Below are 16,502 nucleotides of genomic sequence, written 5' to 3'. Positions count from 1 at the left end.
TCGGTGCGCTCGCGCACCGGGCCCGCGTCACACATGGGGCATGTCCACGCGGCGGGTGAGCGTCAGGTCGAGGCCGACGGACGAGAACACGATGGGGATCGGATGCGAGACCTCCACGTAGTACCCGTCGCTGTCGTTGACACCGCTGGTGACCGTCGCGTCGTCCAGCCACGGCGGCAGCGCCTCGCGCGCCGCCGCCTCCGCTCCCGCCAGTTGTTCGGCTCCGGCCACCCGGGCCCCCGCGCGGGCCGCCGACTCCAGCCGTTCGACCGCCACGAAGGCCAGGAACACCTCGATCGCCAGGACGCAGACCATGAGCAGGATCGGGAACATGGCCGCGAACTCCAGCAGCGGTCCGCCCCGGTCGGAGTCGCGGCGGGGAGCCCGGCCCGTCAGCAGGCGTCGTACGGACGCGGGGGTCACGGTGTCGCCCCCCTCGGTTCGACCTCGGTCACGACCCGGGACTCGGCGGTGATGTCCCAGGGGCCGCCCACCCCCGGGAGGAAGACCGGCATGGCCATGGTGACCTGGGCGTACCGGGCGCCGTCGCGTTCGACGACCGCCACGGTCAGCACGTCCTCGCCGTTCCAGGGCGACCGGACCCGCTTGCGTGTCTCCTCGTCGACGCGCTCGATGTCGTCCGGGGTGACGGCGGCCTGCCGGGCGGCCTCGGCCGCGCCGTGGGAGGCGTACATGGAGGTGATACCGAGCAGCAGCACCTGCCACACCAGCGCCAGGGCCAGCATGAGGAACGGCACCGCCGCGGCGAACTCCACGATGACGCCGCCGCGGTCGCCACGCCGCGGCGGGGTGCCCGCGGCGGGGCGCGGGTTCGTGCCGGCCCCCGGGCGGAGCCGGCTTCGGAGGGTGCGGCCCACCCGGTCCTCAGGCACCGAACCTCCCCGGTCCCCCCGATCCGGATCCCGGCGGGCGGCTGCCGGCGGACAGCTCCGGGAGGCCGTTGGCCGATGCGCGCGCGGGTTCGGTCGAGGTCGCGTTGAGGAACCCGGACACGTCACGGGTCGACGGGGAGCCGTCGCGTGACGACGCCGGGGGGTGGGCTGACATCCCGATCCGGCCGGGCGGGGCCGGCGCCCCGGCCTGTCCGCCGACCGGGCCGTGCTCGGGTGCGTCGAGTAGGTCCAGCTCCGCGGCCAGGCGGGCGAACGCCCTGCGCAGCGCCTCGTCGGTGACCTTGGTCGGGTCACCGTTGTTCTCGCCGGGTTCCAGAGCGCGGTAGTTGGCCGGGACGGGGGTGCGCAGGACCCGTGTGCCCAGCAGCTGGCGCAGGAAGTCCGGTTGCACCTCGTTTTTTCGGCTGTGCCTGGTGACCAGTGAGAACACCGAGTCCTGGGTGCGGATCTGCAACCGTTCCCACATCGCCATCAACCGCTGGGCGCCGCGCATCGCCGGCACGTCCGGTGTGACGGTGACGACGGCGGTGTCGGCCAGCTCCACGGCCATGGCGGTGGCCTCGTTCATGGTGGACCCGCAGTCCACGACGACCAGTTCGTACCGGGAGCGCAGTGCGGACAGGACCCGGCGTGCGGCGCGTGCGTCGACGTCCTCACCGCGCTCCCCGTGCTCGGGAGCGAGCAGGACGTGGGGTCCGCGCGGGTCCACGTACAGGGTCTCCGACAGCATGCCCGGACTGATGTCGTCCCCGGCGTCCACCAGGTCGCTGATGGAGCGCCGGTGGCGCAGATTGAGGAAGGCGGGCAGGTCACCGGTCTGGAGGTCGAGGTCGACCAGGCAGACCACGCGCCCCGCGGCGGCGGCCGTCATCGCCAGGTGCACCGCGCACGTGGTGGCCCCCACCCCGCCCTTGGCGCCGCTGACCGTGACGATGCGCCCGCGCAACCCCGAGACGGGCAGGTCCAGGGAGGCCGACTCCAGGTGGCGGCGCAGCGTGCGCGACCACTCGGCGGCCTTGGACACGCGAGCTTCCAGTTCGGCGATTCCGGAGTCCTCCGAGAGCACACCGCGGGCCCCCGCCTCCATGGCGCCGGTGAACGTGTCGGGGTCCATCGTGGTGGACACCAGCAGGATCGCCAGTTGGGGGTGGCGGTGGGACAGGTCCCGCACGGCGTCGAACACCGGCGCCGGTCCCAGGTCCTGGTGGACGAGGACGACGTCGAGGTCGGGGAACTCCCCGGCGGCGTCGATCAGGGCGGACGTGGTGGGCCGGGTGGCCACCAGGTCGGCGGTGCCCAGTTCCTCGAAGCGCGCCGCCAGCACCATCTCCGCCTCGGAGTTGGGCATCCCCGCCAGGACTCGGAAACTCAACGTCTACTCCCCCCGCGGCGCGCGCCGCTGGTCGGTCGTGGTGGTGTCGTCCCGGGTGCCGACGATGTCGGCGAAGTCGCCGCTGCAGAACTCGGCTTCGCCCGGTGAACCGCCGCCGTCGGGGCTGACCAGGGCCAGCCGCAGTTTGGTGGAGAAGTCCTCGGCGTAGGCGAGTTGGAGAGCGTCCTCGGGCTCCAGCCGGAAGGTCACCGGGACCACCCCGGCGACGCCGCCGGTCGCGTTCTCCTGGGTGCGCAGCTCGCCGATGTCGAGGACCTCGACCTCGGTGATGACCCGTACCGCGCAGGCCTCTCCGTGGTCGCGGGCCTGGAAGGTGCCGTAGATGTCCACGATCGAACCCCGCCGGACCTTGCCCGCCACGCCCGTCTCGGCGTCGACCATGATGGCGATCTCCCGCTCCCCGGTGGTCAGGGTGGGCTGGGGCATGACCATGCCGCGTTGGAGGTAGACACCGGCCTCCATGAACGAGGCCGCGACCAGCTGCTGGTCCGAGGGCGTCTCGATCTCGGAGAGGTCGGTGATGAAGACCTCCGGGTCGAAGTACAGGCTGGGCACCTGGACGCGTTCGACGGAGTCCGCGCCGATGGGCTGGTAGGCGTCCACGTCCTCCGCCAGACGCAGCACGGTCGCGGTGTCGCCCAGCCGCTCCTGTTGGGAGCTGAGGTAGGTGAACACGGAGACGAACACGGCGACGGCACCGATCGCCGCCACGATCATGAGCAGGACGCCTCGTCGCTGACGGGGGTTCATAGGGGGCTTTTCCGTTTCCTGTGTCGTCGTGGGTGGTCCGCGCGACCGGGGAGAACGCTATCGGGAGTAGGTGCGCGGGGTGTCGGGCCGGGGTGCCCGGCCCTCGGGGCGGGGCTCCGCGGGGGGACGGTCCCCCGGCGGCGGGGGCTGGTGCGGTGGCGGAGCGGGGGTTCGCGCGGTCGCCGGGGGTGCCGCAGGCGCGGCCGCGGGAGCGCTGGTGGTCGCGGTGGCGGCGCAGAAGGGACAGCGGTCGGCCGCCATCGGCTCACCGCACCACGAGCAGGTGGCGGCGCGGATGGAGCTGGCCGCGTAGGCGAGCGCCTGGGGGTGTGCGCTCAGCGCGACGAACTCGACGTACTTGCCCGTGCCCCAGTACGCGGGGCCGAGCGGTTGGGCGGGCAGGGAACGGGTGGCCACCGGCTGGATGACCTGTGGCAGGTGCTCGTCGAAGACGCCGGTGATCCCGGGGTCGGGGGTGGAGCTCAGCAGTTGGACCGGCGGGACCGGCCGGAACGGGAGGCTGCCGGGGACGTCGGCGGGGCGCAGTCGTCCCACCCGGGGGGTGGGCGCGCAGTAGGCGAGGAAGGACACCGACGGGGCGAAGGAGCCCACGTGCTGCCGCAGGGAGGTGGGGATGGTGGACAGGCCGGAGACCGTGCGCAGCCAGGCGCCCGCCAGGATGTGCCTGGGCAGTTCTGCGCAGAGCGCGGCGACCATCCCCGGGGGGAGGTAGGGGGCGAGGTAGGCGAGTTGGTCGGCGATCAGGGACAGGGCCAGTGGGGACAGGTCCACCGCGATCCCGGCGATGTGGTCGGTGCGCAGGGACGCGCGGGCGAAGTTGACCGCCCGTTCCGCGTCGGCGGACCGCCATGCGGGATACAGGGCGATGACCTTGCGGCCCGCCGCGGTCTCCTCCCGGGCGAAGGCGACGAACGCCGCGCTGCGCTCGCCGACTCCGTCACCGTGCAGGGGGAACCTGTGCGCCCGCGTCTCGCCCACGTGACCCGTACTCGGGATGTCCGCCAACAGGGCGACGGTCGTGGCCGGTCGCGGTAGGGCATTGGACACTGGGCGGGCTCCATCGGTTCTGTGCATGTGGGTCCTCCGGGACGGGGAGCGGCGTCCCGCGCCGAAGGTGCCACTCGGTCGCATCGTAACGAATGTGTGGGTCGACGGGGGAGGCCTCGCGTTTGTCTCCGTTGGGCGCGGAGGATGGGAGGACTCGGGCATCGGAGGGCGGACGTGGGGCGGGAGCCGTTCGCGGCGGGGGGCTCCGACGCTGGCCGAGGTGGATCGTGCCACGGCGGTGGGGTTCGAGTGCCGATGGACATGTCACACGCGGGGTGACCGCATGTGGTCATAGCGTAGACAAAGGGGCTGATACCCGCTAGCGGTTCGCGGTTCGCACCCGTACGGGCTGTGTCGGGTCGAGGTCGGACGTCGTGTTCGGACACCGTGCCCTTCGAGGATGCCGCACGTCCGTGGCCGTCTCAACGGTTTCTCCCCGACCTGTGGACGACGCCGGTCCGCGTGCACCGGCGTACCGCGGTGCCGCCCGTCGTTGGTGTTACGCCTGGGGCTGGAGTTCACCGAGGTGTTCGGCGAGGACGGCCGTGTGCGTGGGGGCTGCCTCGGCGTGGAGGCGGCGGCCCTCCTCGGTGGGGGTGACGCTCACCGAGCGACGGTCGTTGGTGCACATCGCCCGGGTGACCAGGCCGCGCTTCTCCAGGCGGGCGACGGTGCGGGAGAGCGCGCTCTGGCTCAGGTGGATGCCCGCGTGGAGTTCGTGGACGAACTGCTTGCCCTGGGGGGACTTGACGAGGAGGTCGAGCGTCTCGAACTCGCTGACCCCCAGTTCGTGCTGCTGGCTGAGTGCCCGCTCCAGCGCGCACGAGACGTCGTGGTAGCGGGCCATCAACTGCCGCCACCGCTCGCACAGATCGCTGTCCGGTGTCAGGGGCATGGTCGGGATCCTAACACGCGGTGACATCTAATGCAAATGCATTTAATGCTTAGACATTAGATGCGCGTGCATGTAATGTCTCGCCACATGACCTCTCCACAGACCCACAGCGCCCCTCCGCGCACAGGGGACGCGGATCGGTGGTCCCCACGCCTGTGGGCGCTGCTGATCGTCCTGTCCCTCGCCCTCTTCCTCGACGGCCTCGACGTGTCGATGGTCGCCGTGGCACTGCCCTCCATCGGCGGTGAACTCGGGCTCTCCACCGCCACCCTCCAGTGGGTGATCAGCGGCTACGTCCTCGGCTTCGGCGGGTTCCTCCTCCTGGGCGGCCGCACGGCCGACCTCCTGGGCCGCCGCAGGGTGTTCCTCGCCGCCCTGGGCGTCTTCGCCCTCGCCTCGGTCGTCGGCGGTCTGGTGGACAGCGGCACACTGCTCGTCGCCACCCGGTTCGTCAAGGGCATCGCGGCCGCCTTCACCGCGCCCACCGGCCTGTCGATCCTCACCACGACCTTCGCCGAGGGCCGCCAACGCAACCGGGCCCTGTCCGTGTACACCGTCTTCGGCGCGAGCGGCTTCTCCTCCGGCCTGCTGTTCGGCGGGCTGCTGATGTCCCTCGGCTGGCGCTGGACCTTCTTCTTCGCCGCCCCGTTCGCGTTGCTGGCCCTGGTCGCCGGAGCCCTCCTGATCCCCAGGGACCGGCCCGGCGCCAGGGGCGGCTACGACCTCGTGGGCGCCGCCATCCTCACCGCGACCATGCTCCTGCTCGTGTACACCGTGGTCACCGCCCCCGAGGCCGGGTGGGGGCACCCGGTCACCCTGGGCTCGTTCGCCGTGGTCGCGGTGCTGCTGGCCCTGTTCGTCCTGGTCGAGCGCCGGGTCCGGTTCCCCCTGGTCCGCCTGGGCATCCTGCGCAGCGGCACCCTCGTGCGGGCCAACGTCGGCGCCGTGGCGCTGATGGGCTCCTTCATCAGCTTCCAGTTCCTGCTCACGCTCTTCCTCCAGCAGGCGCTGGAGCAGAGTCCGTTGCAGATGGCGCTGTCGCTGCTGCCCGCCGGGCTGCTCGTCGCCTTCAGCGCGCCGTTCGCCGACCGGCTCATCGACCGCTTCGGCACCCCCGTGCTCATCGCGGGCGGGCTGATCGCCCTGTCCACCGGGTACCTGCTGTTCCTGCGGGTGGAGGCCGAGTTCTCCTACCTGCCGATGCTCCTGCCGACCGCGCTTCTGCTCGGCGTCGGGTTCGCCCTCGCCTTCCCCGCGATCAACGTGCAGGCCACCTCGGGGGTGGCCGACGACGAACAGGGGCTGGCCGCCGGGCTCGTGCAGACCTCCGCGCAGGTGGGCGGCGCTCTCGTCCTGGCCGTCACCACCGCCATCATCGCGGTGGACCACGCCACCGGTGAGGGCACCGGGGGAGGTGCCGCCGGGATGCTCGAGCAGTTCCAGCCCGGCCTGGTCTTCGTCACGTCCGTGGCCTTGGCCGGGGTGCTGATCGCCCTGTCCCCACTGGTCGCGCGGCGCTTCCGGCCGCAGGCCGCGCCGGAGGTCGAGGAGGCGGGGCTCCGGGCGGACCGGGAGCGGGAACCGCAGCCCCTGGGCTGAGGCACGGGAACTTATCGGCGCGGATTCGCGTCATATCGTCAGAAGCCCCGTTCCCCTGAGGAGGCGAGCGATGCGTAAGGAGAACCGCGCCGCGGCCGGCGCGGCCGCCTGGCAGGTCATCCGGAACACCGACGGCCGCATCTCCGTGTGGCAGCGGATCGGCGCCGTCCCGCGGATGGTCGGGGCCAGGCTGAGCGGACGGTACCCGGAACTGAGCGGAGCCAAGCTGGCGGGGATGCTGGCCATGCTCCTCTACGTCGTCTCGCCGATCGACTTCATCCCCGAACTGGTCGTCCCGCTGCTGGGTGTCGCCGACGACGTCGGCGTCGCGGTGTGGCTGACCACGATGCTGCTCGGTGAGAGCGAGCGGTTCGTTCGGTGGGAACGCGACGGCCAGGCCCAGCAGGCCTTCCACCGCGCCAACCCGCAGGCGGCCCCGAGCCACTGAACCGACCGACACCGCACGTGCCCGAGGGGACCTTCCCCCTCGGGCACGTGCGTTTTCCGGGACGGCCGGGCGGTGTGTCTTCGCTGTTCATGGACGTGTACGGTGTGAAATCCTCGCAAAACACCACAGATCGGACATGCGTGCAGCCGTCCCCCAAGACCGCCAAGTCCCATCAGCCTCGCCTGTCGTCGCCGCGTCGGCGTCGGAGGGATCCGAAGACGCTCGGCGGTTTCCGTGTCCGCCGCCGCGTGGTCAATCCGACCGCCGGGCTCATGGAGTTCGGCGTCACCGACGACCGGCACGTCTGGTACGTCGCGCGCCACCTCGGACAGGGCGGCCCCCTCCCCGCGTGGCGGCGCGCGGTGGTCGGGGAGCGGGCGCGCCTGCTGCGCGGGACCGACTCGCCCCGCGTGCAGCCCGTGGTCGCCATGGACCTGGAATCCGACGCGCCCTGGCGCGTGTGCCCCTACCCGGACGGCCGCGACCTCAGCCACCACCTCTCCGTTCGTGGCGCCCTCGACGAGCGGCGCGTCCGGCTGCTCGCCGTGGGCGTGGCCGAGGCCCTCTCGGTGATCCACCGGGCCGGGGTGACCCATGGCGATCTGTACCCGGGCAACGTCCACCTCACCCAGGACGGGCCGGTCGTCGGCGGCGTGGTCGAAGGTCCCGAGGGCGAACGGGACGCCTGCGGGGCCGACCCGGCCCTGCCCCTGGAGATCGGCCCGGACGATCCGGCCACCCCGGCCTCCGACGTGTTCTCCTGGGGTCTGGTGGTGCTCGCCGCGGCCACGGGCACCGAACTCCTCCACGAGGATCAGGAGGTCCTCCCCTTCGGCCTCGACGAGGACGATGACGTCAGCGCGGCGCTCCAGCGCTTCCGGGAACGCTTCCGCCGGGCCCTGGACGACGGCACGGTCAACCTGGACGGGGTGCCGCAGGACCTGCGCGGCCTCGTCGCCGCGGCGCTCAGCCCGAGGGAGTCCGACCGGCCCACCGCCGAGCACCTGCTGGCCGTCCTGAGCGGCAGCGCCGCCCATCCGGAACTGGACCCGCACGAGGTGGTCCGGGAGGCGATGGCCGAACACTGGACCGAGACGCCCACCACCCTGGAGACCAGGCCCGGATACCTCACCCCCAGGCAGAGGGTCACGCGTCTGGTGCTCCTCCTGGTCGCCGTCGCCGTCGGACTCGCCGCCCGCCACCTGCAGGACCGGCCGGAGGAGGACACCAGGGACGTCGGAGCCGCCGCGGTCCTCTCCGCTCAGCCCAGCGCCCACCCCCACACACCGGCCAGCCACCGCAGCGCGACCACCACCGTCCAGTAGAGGGCGCAGGCCGTCAGCGCTCCGGTCACCAGGTACACGGCGACCGCGACGACCACCCGCGCGGGCCGGTGCGGAAGACCTCCACGCGTCATCGGACACCTCCCTCCACCGGGGACCCGGGTGCGTCCAGCAGCGAGGCGAAGACCCCGGACTCCTCCTCCAGCGTCCACCGCAGCAACGCGCCCAGGCTGGCGTCGGCCCGGCCGTCCGCGTCGGTGACCGAGCAGGTCAGGAACACCCGCACCGTGCCGAAGTGCGCCCGCGCCGACCGCAGCAGGTTGGCCAGGCCCAGCGTGTCGCGGGCCCAGGCCTCGACCCCCTCCGCCCCGGGCGCGACGGACGCCGTCCCGACCAGGTCGCCCCGGGTGACCACCACCGCCAGGCGGGCGGAGCGCGTGCGGCGCCGCACCATCCGGTACTGGCGCTCGATCTCCTCCAGCACCTGTTCGTAGGTCAGCTCCGGATCACGGGTGTGCGAGCGGTCCCCGGCCAGCCGGTCCCGCTCGTTTGCCGACAGCGCCCGCCACACCGACTCGATCGCCAGCGGGTCCACCGCCAGCACGAACGTCGACGCCTTGCCGAGGTAGGTGAGTCCCTCCGCGGTGTCCGACCGGTTGAACCGCTCACCCGCCGCGTCGAACAGCTGCACCATCAGGGTCCGCCGGTCCACGCCCACACGCACCGTCATCCCCCGGACCTCCCGGCCCGGAGGGGTGGGGCTGGTCCGCACGGCGGGCGAGAGGACCGTCGCACTGTCGTCGAGCCGGTGCCGCGCCTCCTCGCCCACCGACTCCACGTACGCGTTCCCCGCCGCCTCGGTGGCCTGGGACAGGGTGAGGTTCAGCCCGTGCATGAGCCGCGTCTTGCCCGCCCCCGTTCCACCGAACAACGGAAGCACGAACTCCCGGGCCTCACCCGGCCGGTGTTCCAGGGCGTGGTCGCAGTGCGGGCAGGTCGCGTTCAGGTCGGCCGAACCCAGCAGGAGCAGCGTGGGCATCCGGGTCCCGCACAGGCACGTCCGCCGCACCACCCCGCGGCGCCCGGGCCGGATCCGGGCGTGCCTACGGCCGCAGTGCACGCACTGGTAGGCCGGGTAACCCAGCCTGTGGTAGCAGTGCGGGCACACCATCCGGATGCCGCGCACCAGCAGCAGCCCGGTGTCGACCACCCGGAGCACCCCGACCGCCACCCACGTCAGGGCCGCGTACACCGCGACCACGGCGGCGTGCAGCAGCAGGTGCGGCGCGAGCAGGAGTGACCACGGTGCCGTGTCGTCCCACAGGTCCTCGACGACCTCCCTCAGGTCGTACCAGGCCGGGCCGCCGTGGTAGGCGAGGTGGGCGGGGTCCTGTCCGGGGCCCGGCTCGGGCTCCTGCGGATCGAGCGTGAACATGACGTGGTGGATGCCGGTGAAGTACAACCAGACCAGGATGACCAGCCCGACGACCAGACCGCCGGCGCCCAGGACGATGAGGGCGCTGACCAGGGCCGCGGCGATGATCCGCCAGAAGTAGGCGACGATCGCGACGACGATGACCGCCGCGACCAGGCCGCCGCAGCCCGTGGCGATCTCACCGTCACCGTCGTCCCGGCGGGACCGGAACCACGACGCCGCGGGCACACGCGGCCACGGGGACCTCGGGCGCCGGGTCTCGCCGGGGCGCGGGGAAGGGGCGGGGGGTGCGGGGGAGGGGCGGTTCATGGCCGTCGACCACCTCCCCGCAGGCCGAGTCTGCCCAGGATTCCCCCGGAGCGCCCGCCCCGCTGTTCGCGCCGGTCCCGGTGCCAGGCGTCGAACTCCTCCGCCACGGTTCCGTCGAGCCGCTGCCGGACCCCGGCGACGTCGCGGCGCCGCCAGGAACCCGCGGCCGGCGACAGGGCCCGCTCCACGAGCTCCTCGGCGCGGTCGGGCCGGTACTGGCGGAGCCGCCCGTCCCGCGCGACGGCGAACACGAGCGCGGCCCGCTCCACGTCCGGACCCCGGCCCTCCAGAGCCCGGACCACCCCGGTCAGGAACCCCGCGAACACCGCGTCCGGGCAGTCGCGCAGGGCCGTCGCCAGGGCGGACGGCTCCCGCCACCGCGTCAGAGTGTCCGCCACCGCACGGTGGGCCGTCTCCCGCACGGCCGGGTGGGTTCCCTCGAACCGCCGGTACACGGCGGTCAGCCCCGCGGCGGCGCGGATCCCCGTGGTCTCGCGCAGCACGTCGAGGGAGGACCGTGCGGCGGACCACTCGGTGATCACGCGTTCGGCGACCGGTGGCAGTCCGTCACGCAGCCAGTGGTCGACCAGCGCCCCGACCAGTTCCCGCCACGCTCCGGTCTGCCCGGCGTCGGGGACGGTGACCAGCGCCTCGGTCACCCACTCGTCCACGTCCGCCCCGACCTCCACCGGCGTGCGCACGGTCCGCAGCGTGAGCAGGGCCTCCCTCGGGCCGTGGCCGACACCCCAGACGCGGGTCAGGAGCCCGGCGTCCAGATCGGACGGGGAGATCCCCGGGGCGCCCGCGGCACGCCCCTCCCTCCTCAGCTCCACCACGTCGGCCAGCAGCCGCGCGGGGTCCCTCCCCCGGTCGGTGCCCAGCCGTCGCAGTTCCCGCAGCAGGGTGCTCGACGCGTCCCGGTCGTGCGCGAACAACGCGCCCACCGGTCCGGAGGCCAGTTCGGCCACCCGCGCGCGGGGCAGGGCCGCCAACCGCACGGCCGCCCCGCGGCGCAGATCGTCGTAGCCCTCCAGCAGGGACCGCACCGCCGCCTCGGGCTCACCACCCGCCGCGCTCCCGGCGACCCTGGCGGCGACCACCCGGCCCCCGTACCCCTCCAGGCCCGCGGCCGAGGGCGACAGGCCGCCCGACCGCGCCCACCGCAGCAGTTCCAGCGCACGGTCGGGCGGCACCTCGCCCCGGACCCCGTCCAGAAGCGCGTCGACGTGGTCGCCCGCGGCCGAGCGCACCGACGCCGAGCGCATCGGCGCCATCCGCGGGGCGGGCCGACCGGCGGCGATGCCGTCCAGCGAGCGGCGGAGCATCACGTGTTCGAGGCGGTCGGTGACCGCCTCCGAGCCGACCCGGTGCGCCACCTCCTGGAGGTCGGCCAGCGCGGTGTCGTCCAGCCGCTCCCCCTCGGTGTCCACTACCCGGGCGACCAGTGCGGCGGCGACCTCCGGCGGCAGCCAGCCGACCGCGCGGGACAGCCACACGCGCACCGCGGGCAGGTCGGCTCCGGCGGTCCCGTCGCCGTCCAGGGCCGCGGCCGCCGCGACCACCGGATGCCACTGCGCCAGTGAGGTCTCCCCTCCCGACGCGTGGAGTCCGGCCCTGCGCCACAGCCCGGGCGCGTTCCGGGGGCCCAGGGCGACCAGCCGGTCGGCCAGCGCCGCCGTCTCCGGAGCGGGCTCGGGCAACGCGTCGACCGGGTCGGCGGACGGGTCGCACACGGTGAACCGCCCCCGCGGCGGTGCGGTGTCCGCGCCCGGGGGTACCCCCACGACGTGCACGAACGTGTCGTGCGGATGGGCGGTGTAGGTCGCGAACGACAGGGCGCGCGCCCGTGCGGGAGGCAGCAGGTGGGTCAGGGCGGCCACCCAGTGCGCGACCGACGCGCTGTCGGCCGTCAGGACCAGGGGAGGACCGTCGTCGATCGCCGCGTCGGCGGCGGCGAGCAGCCTCGCCACCAGGTCCGACGGCCAGCGCCGGACCCATGCGTGGGAGCGTTCGCGGTCCAGCGGGCCCGGGGGGAGCTCCAGGACGGGCAGGTCCGGTTCGGTGACGGGTTCGGCGGCCCAGAAACCCGCGCCCCACAGTTCGGCGGGCAGCGGGTCGCCCTCCGCCGTGCCCGTGGTCACCAGGCAGTGCGCGAAGTAGTTGCCCGGGCGTCCGGAGGGGTCGACACCGCTGGAGACCACCCGGCTCAGGACCGCGCTTCCCCCCACGTCCGGCGCGTAGCAGAGGTTGACCGGATGCTCGTCCACCCGGTCGGGCGGGGCCGACCGGGGCGGCTCGTAGACGGTGAAGCGCTCCACCTCCCGCAGGACGCGGGGGTCCACGCCCGGGGTGGCGGCGTTGAACTGGTACCCCGCGTAGCCCGCCAGGCCGTGTTCACACGAGGTGTAGTACAGCTGGGCGACATCCATCGCGCGTCCCCCTCCCTTCCGTCGGGTTCTCCTCAGGCACGGTCACGCGAGGGGATCACCCCGAACTCGCTGAGCATCCACAGAAACGGATCGGCCACCCGGTAGGGGCGTACCCCGCCCCGCACGCGGTTCTCACCGTCCGGACTCCCGCCCAACGCCGAGATCCCGAAGTAGCGGGCGTTGCGGTAGTGGTTGCGCACGTGCCCGTCGACGCCTCCGCCGTCCCACAGGTGGAGCAGCTGTTGGATCTGTGCGTGCACGTCCTGGCTGTCGGACCCGTCGAAGAACGGTCCCGCGGGCTCGGGCCGGTGCAGCGGGGAACCGTCGTCCACCTGGTCGCGCAGGGCGTCGATCTTGGTCAGGCACACCGCGATCGGCACCCGGATCAGTCTGTTGGGCGACGCCTGCCTGCGCAGCAGCAGGTCGGTGACGCGTTCGAGCATGTGCACCGGCCGGTGTTGCGGTGCGCTCCCGGCGGGCATGCGGGTCCCGGACGCGGCGAGCCGTCGGGCGCCCTCCATCTGGAGCGGGTCGAGCAGCAGGATGATCCCGTCGGCGCTGCTGAGGTAGCGCAGATTGGCCTCCACGCTCTCCTCGGTGGTGAGGTCCTCGCCCGCGGTGTCGAAGAACGACAGGTGCGTGTGCTGCGAACGGTCCCCGGCCAGGCCCCGCCGCTGCGTGGTGAACCGGAACACCAGGGGTTCGCGGGTGACACCGGTACGGCGGGTCGCGGCGAGCAGCCGGGCGTCGTCGTAGAGCGGTGTCTCGTAGTCGGAGCGGAACCGGTGCCGCGTGTGGTCGTCGGAACCGGCGACCGACGCGCCGAAGCGGGCGCCGACCCGGTTCATCAGCTCGTGGATCAGGACGGTCATGAACACGGTCTTGCCGGTGTCGCGCGCGCCGACCAGGGCGATCAGGCGGCCCCGGATCCGGCCGAAGTTCACCGGGAGCTGTGCGTGGCAGGTGGGGCAGACCTGCTTGCCGCTGGTCGCCGAGCAGGCGGGGCACACCGCCTGCGCCCGTCGCCCGTCGCCCTCGAACACCGGCGGCAGCCGCTCGCGCCGTCCCAGGTGCGTCCGGATCGCGGTGTCCTCGGTCTCCTCGCAGCGCGCACCCCCGGGGCCGGGGCGTCCCGTGCACCGGAACCGGATCTCCCGCTCGCGCAAACCGGAGTAGCAGTACGGGCAGACCAGTCGGCGCCCCTCGAACGAGATCACAGGCGGAGTTCCTTCACTGAGGGTTGACGCAGGCGCACGCCTCGGACGTCGGCGTCGAGGGGGAAACACACCAGCCAGGCCGGGCCGGACGTCCTGGGCGGCCGGACCCGCACCGAGACGGACTCGCCCGCCGCCAGGCGGCCGGACGGCAGGGTGGCCAGGACGCTTCCCTGCTCCGCCGAGTGCGGCTGTACCGTGCCCGGGGCGTGGACCACGGCGATCTCCGGCATGTCGCACGTGTGCTCCGCGGTCACACTGACCAGGCGGTCCCGGCCCAGCAGACCGGCCGACGCCACGTGGTAGTCGAGCACCACCCGGCCCGGGACGGTGACGGTGACCGGGGCGCTCACGGACTCCCCCGCGTCCGAGGGGACCACGATGCGCACCGAGACCCGGACCGCGCCCGACCCCATCCGGGCCTCGAACCCGCCGTCGGAGGCGTACTGGCGGCGGCTCAGCCGCGACTCGCCCGCGGACTCGGCGGCGGGGCCCGCCGGGGTCGGCGCGCCGCCCGGGCGCGGTGCGTCGGGCCGCCAGGTCACCACCGCCGTGGTGGCCTCGCCGGGCCAGGTCCAACCCACCCGGACGGACGTGTCGAACCGCTCGGCCCGCAGGTCCAGGACCGGGGGAGCGGCCGTGATCCGCACGTGCCCGCCCACCGTCGTGTGGTCGCCGACCACCGTCACGGGGAGGACGTGGTGCGCACCCGCGGCCAGGACCACCGGCAGGCGCGCGCGGCCGTCCGTCCCGGCCTCCGCTTCGGCGAGGACCTCGTGCCCGAACTCCGCGAGCTGGTCGGGGCCGACGTCCTGGCCCGGGGGCCAGGCGGGCGGCCGGGGGCCCACCCGCAGCGACACCCGGCCCCGGGGCGGCGGCGTCCACGACGCGACGAAGCCCGTCCCCTCCCCGGGGGCCACCTCCAGGTCGCGTACCGGAACGGGGCGCGGACCGGGGCACGCCCGGTGGACCAGTCCGGTCGATCCCCGAGCCTGCCCGTTCGACGTCAGGTAGACCGCGCGCACGCGGTAGTAGTACTCCGCGTCGGCGCGGACCGCGCCGTCGCGGAACCCGTCGCCCTCCGTCTCCACCAGGACCCCGTCGCCCAGCCCCCGGGGCGGCGCGCCCTCCGCCCTGAGCACCTCCACGCGCACCGCCTCGGCGGGCGGCCGCCACGAGGCCGTCACCGCCCGCTCTCCCGCGTGCACTCGCAGGTCAGCGACCTCGGGCGTGATCATCACCGCCGGAGTAGACACGGCGGTGGAGACACCGCGCCCCCCGCGTACGGCGACCACCGTGTACCGGGCCTCACCGCCCACCGGGAGGCCGTCGTCGGTCAGCCCGGTGCCCGACACCTCGCCGACCGCGACCTCGCGCGCGCTCCCGCCGCGGCCCGTCCGCCGGGCGACCCGGTACGTGATGGTCCCCGCCAGGCTCGGGCTGGGCTGCCAGGACACCACCACGTGGTGGCCGTCCACACGGGCGGAGGCCCCGCGCGGCGGCAGCGGCTCCACCTCGCCCAACCGTGCCGCGAGCGCGTCGTCGTCGGCGGCGATGTCCGCGGCGGCCGCCAGGGCCCGGGCGGCCTCCTCCCGCTCACCCGAGCGCAGGTGGCGCTCGGCCTCGGCGGTGAGCTCCTCGACCCTGTCCGCGCGTTCGCGCAGCCGGGCGTGGAACTCGTGCTCCCCGGGCAGGTCCACGGCGGCGGCCTGGGCCTGGCGCAGCTGGTGGTCGGCGAGCAGCGCGCGCACGTCCTGCTCGGCGTGGGCCGCGGGGTCGAGGCCGGTGTCGCTCCGGCGGACGGCGGCGGCCAGCAGGAGCGCCTCGTGCTCGTCCAACCCGCGGCGCACCCAGTGCCTGACCATCCCGGTCTCGGTGAGCGCGGCGGGCCGGTCGCGCAGGTCGCTGACGACCTCCCACAGCACGAGCGCGTCGCGCACGGAGGAGTCGCCGCCCGCGCGCAGGATGCTGAGCACGTTCTCGGCCGCCGACTTGCCGTCGGTCAGCGCCTCGACCTGCACACGGCGGGCGGCGGCGGTGAGCGCGGCGTCGCTGAGGGCGGTCTCCCCACCGGAGTCCCCGCCGTCGCCGCCGGTGAGGCGGAACCCGTCCAGGACGGTGAACCCCCGGGCGAGGCGCTCCTCGCCGAACACCACCACGGGGGAGAAGGCCACACCACGGGTGCGCAGGTTGTCGCGCAGGGTGCGGAAGGTGCGGATGGGCGGTGCGGCGGGCAGTTCGGGCAGGCGGTCGACCACCCGCACGCCCCGGTCGGCCAGGGTCCGTTCGGCCTCCGCCTCGGTGACGCCCACGGATCCGGTCATCGACCGCAGGGTGTCGCGGTCCAGGACGGCGGTGGTCAGGCTGCCCGCGATGTCGGCCCACTCCCGCCGGGCGCGCTCCGCGGCCTCGCGGCGGACCCGCTGGAAGTGGCCGTGGGTGAGGGCGCCCTCGCGGCTCAGCCGGTCGTGCGCGGCCACCAGGTCGACCAGGATCTTGCGCAGGGCCCGCCGCTTGCCCTGCAGGCCCCGCCAGTAGGCGCACATCCCGGTGACGTGGTCGGTGAACTCCTCGGGGGAGGTGCGCAGCCTCTGTTCGAGTCGGGCGTCGATGCCGTAGCGCGCGAACAGGTCGTCGGGGATCCCGTTCGTGCGCGCGGCGGCCAGGACCTCCTCCTCGTACCGCCTGCGGGCCTGTCCGTCCCAGGGCATCGCCTACCGCCGCTCCCCTCGTCTCGCCTTCGCCCCGTCGTGCCTTCCGAACGC

The 16,502-nt window shown here is 73.9% G+C and carries 14 protein-coding genes; 3 read left to right on the top strand and 11 right to left on the bottom strand.

Translation table 11 applies throughout. The features are described from left to right. Positions 1–27: 27 nt before the first annotated feature. The 6 genes from ACTVAJ_RS14790 to ACTVAJ_RS14765 form a co-directional block, all read right to left on the bottom strand. Positions 28–423: a TadE/TadG family type IV pilus assembly protein gene (locus tag ACTVAJ_RS14790; RefSeq protein ID WP_470388717.1), complete on the bottom strand. Its 396-nt coding sequence runs from the start codon at positions 421–423 to the stop codon at positions 28–30. Beyond that, positions 420–779: a pilus assembly protein gene (locus tag ACTVAJ_RS14785; protein ID WP_470388771.1), complete on the bottom strand. Its 360-nt coding sequence runs from the start codon at positions 777–779 to the stop codon at positions 420–422. Before ACTVAJ_RS14785 ends, ACTVAJ_RS14790 begins: the two co-directional genes overlap by 4 nt. Before the next feature lie 106 nt (positions 780–885). Then, a complete protein-coding gene (locus tag ACTVAJ_RS14780) occupies positions 886–2,286 on the bottom strand; it encodes an AAA family ATPase (RefSeq protein ID WP_470388716.1) in 1,401 nt (466 codons plus the stop codon). A gap of 3 nt (positions 2,287–2,289) precedes the next feature. Next, positions 2,290–3,057: a Flp pilus assembly protein CpaB gene (cpaB, locus tag ACTVAJ_RS14775; RefSeq protein WP_470388715.1), complete on the bottom strand. Its 768-nt coding sequence runs from the start codon at positions 3,055–3,057 to the stop codon at positions 2,290–2,292. A 57-nt stretch (positions 3,058–3,114) separates the two neighbouring features. Then, a complete protein-coding gene (locus ACTVAJ_RS14770; RefSeq protein WP_470388714.1) occupies positions 3,115–4,125 on the bottom strand; it encodes a hypothetical protein in 1,011 nt (336 codons plus the stop codon). 499 nt (positions 4,126–4,624) lie between these two features. Beyond that, positions 4,625–5,020 carry a MarR family winged helix-turn-helix transcriptional regulator gene (locus ACTVAJ_RS14765; protein WP_470388713.1) on the bottom strand — a complete coding sequence of 132 codons (396 nt, stop codon included), beginning with the start codon at positions 5,018–5,020 and terminating at the stop codon, positions 4,625–4,627. A gap of 87 nt (positions 5,021–5,107) precedes the next feature. On the opposite strand from ACTVAJ_RS14765, the gene ACTVAJ_RS14760 reads away from it, so the two are divergent. The 3 genes from ACTVAJ_RS14760 to ACTVAJ_RS14750 all read left to right on the top strand — a co-directional run bounded on the left by ACTVAJ_RS14760 (position 5,108) and on the right by ACTVAJ_RS14750 (position 8,392). Then, positions 5,108–6,619 carry an MFS transporter gene (locus ACTVAJ_RS14760; RefSeq protein ID WP_470388712.1) on the top strand — a complete coding sequence of 504 codons (1,512 nt, stop codon included), beginning with the start codon at positions 5,108–5,110 and terminating at the stop codon, positions 6,617–6,619. 70 nt (positions 6,620–6,689) lie between these two features. Continuing rightward, complete coding sequence (locus ACTVAJ_RS14755) at positions 6,690–7,067, top strand: YkvA family protein (RefSeq protein ID WP_470388711.1); 378 nt, start codon at positions 6,690–6,692, stop codon at positions 7,065–7,067. A 248-nt stretch (positions 7,068–7,315) separates the two neighbouring features. Beyond that, positions 7,316–8,392: a protein kinase domain-containing protein gene (locus ACTVAJ_RS14750; RefSeq protein WP_470388710.1), complete on the top strand. Its 1,077-nt coding sequence runs from the start codon at positions 7,316–7,318 to the stop codon at positions 8,390–8,392. Here the strand turns inward: ACTVAJ_RS14750 and ACTVAJ_RS14745 are convergent. The 5 genes from ACTVAJ_RS14745 to ACTVAJ_RS14725 all read right to left on the bottom strand — a co-directional run bounded on the left by ACTVAJ_RS14745 (position 8,329) and on the right by ACTVAJ_RS14725 (position 16,448). Next, positions 8,329–8,484, bottom strand: a complete 156-nt coding sequence (locus ACTVAJ_RS14745) for a hypothetical protein (RefSeq protein WP_470388709.1) — start codon at positions 8,482–8,484, stop codon at positions 8,329–8,331. The two genes, ACTVAJ_RS14750 and ACTVAJ_RS14745, sit on opposite strands and share 64 nt — an antisense overlap. Next, entirely contained in the window at positions 8,481–10,013 is a 1,533-nt protein-coding gene (locus ACTVAJ_RS14740; RefSeq protein WP_470388708.1) for a TRAFAC clade GTPase domain-containing protein, read from the bottom strand. The genes ACTVAJ_RS14745 and ACTVAJ_RS14740 overlap by 4 nt, the downstream gene beginning before the upstream one ends. Before the next feature lie 77 nt (positions 10,014–10,090). After that, on the bottom strand, positions 10,091–12,523 hold the full coding sequence (locus tag ACTVAJ_RS14735) for a GTPase-associated protein 1-related protein (RefSeq protein WP_470388707.1): 2,433 nt from the start codon (positions 12,521–12,523) through the stop codon (positions 10,091–10,093). 32 nt (positions 12,524–12,555) lie between these two features. Further along, positions 12,556–13,740 (bottom strand): TRAFAC clade GTPase domain-containing protein, encoded by a 1,185-nt coding sequence (locus ACTVAJ_RS14730; protein WP_470388706.1) that lies wholly within the window; start codon positions 13,738–13,740, stop codon positions 12,556–12,558. Beyond that, a complete protein-coding gene (locus tag ACTVAJ_RS14725; RefSeq protein WP_470388705.1) occupies positions 13,737–16,448 on the bottom strand; it encodes a SaeA-related protein in 2,712 nt (903 codons plus the stop codon). The genes ACTVAJ_RS14730 and ACTVAJ_RS14725 overlap by 4 nt, the downstream gene beginning before the upstream one ends. Positions 16,449–16,502: the final 54 nt, after the last annotated feature.

Source organism: Nocardiopsis sp. KDC1DS13DA1 (assembly GCF_055632325.1).
This window is presented reverse-complemented; position numbering and strand designations above follow the sequence as displayed.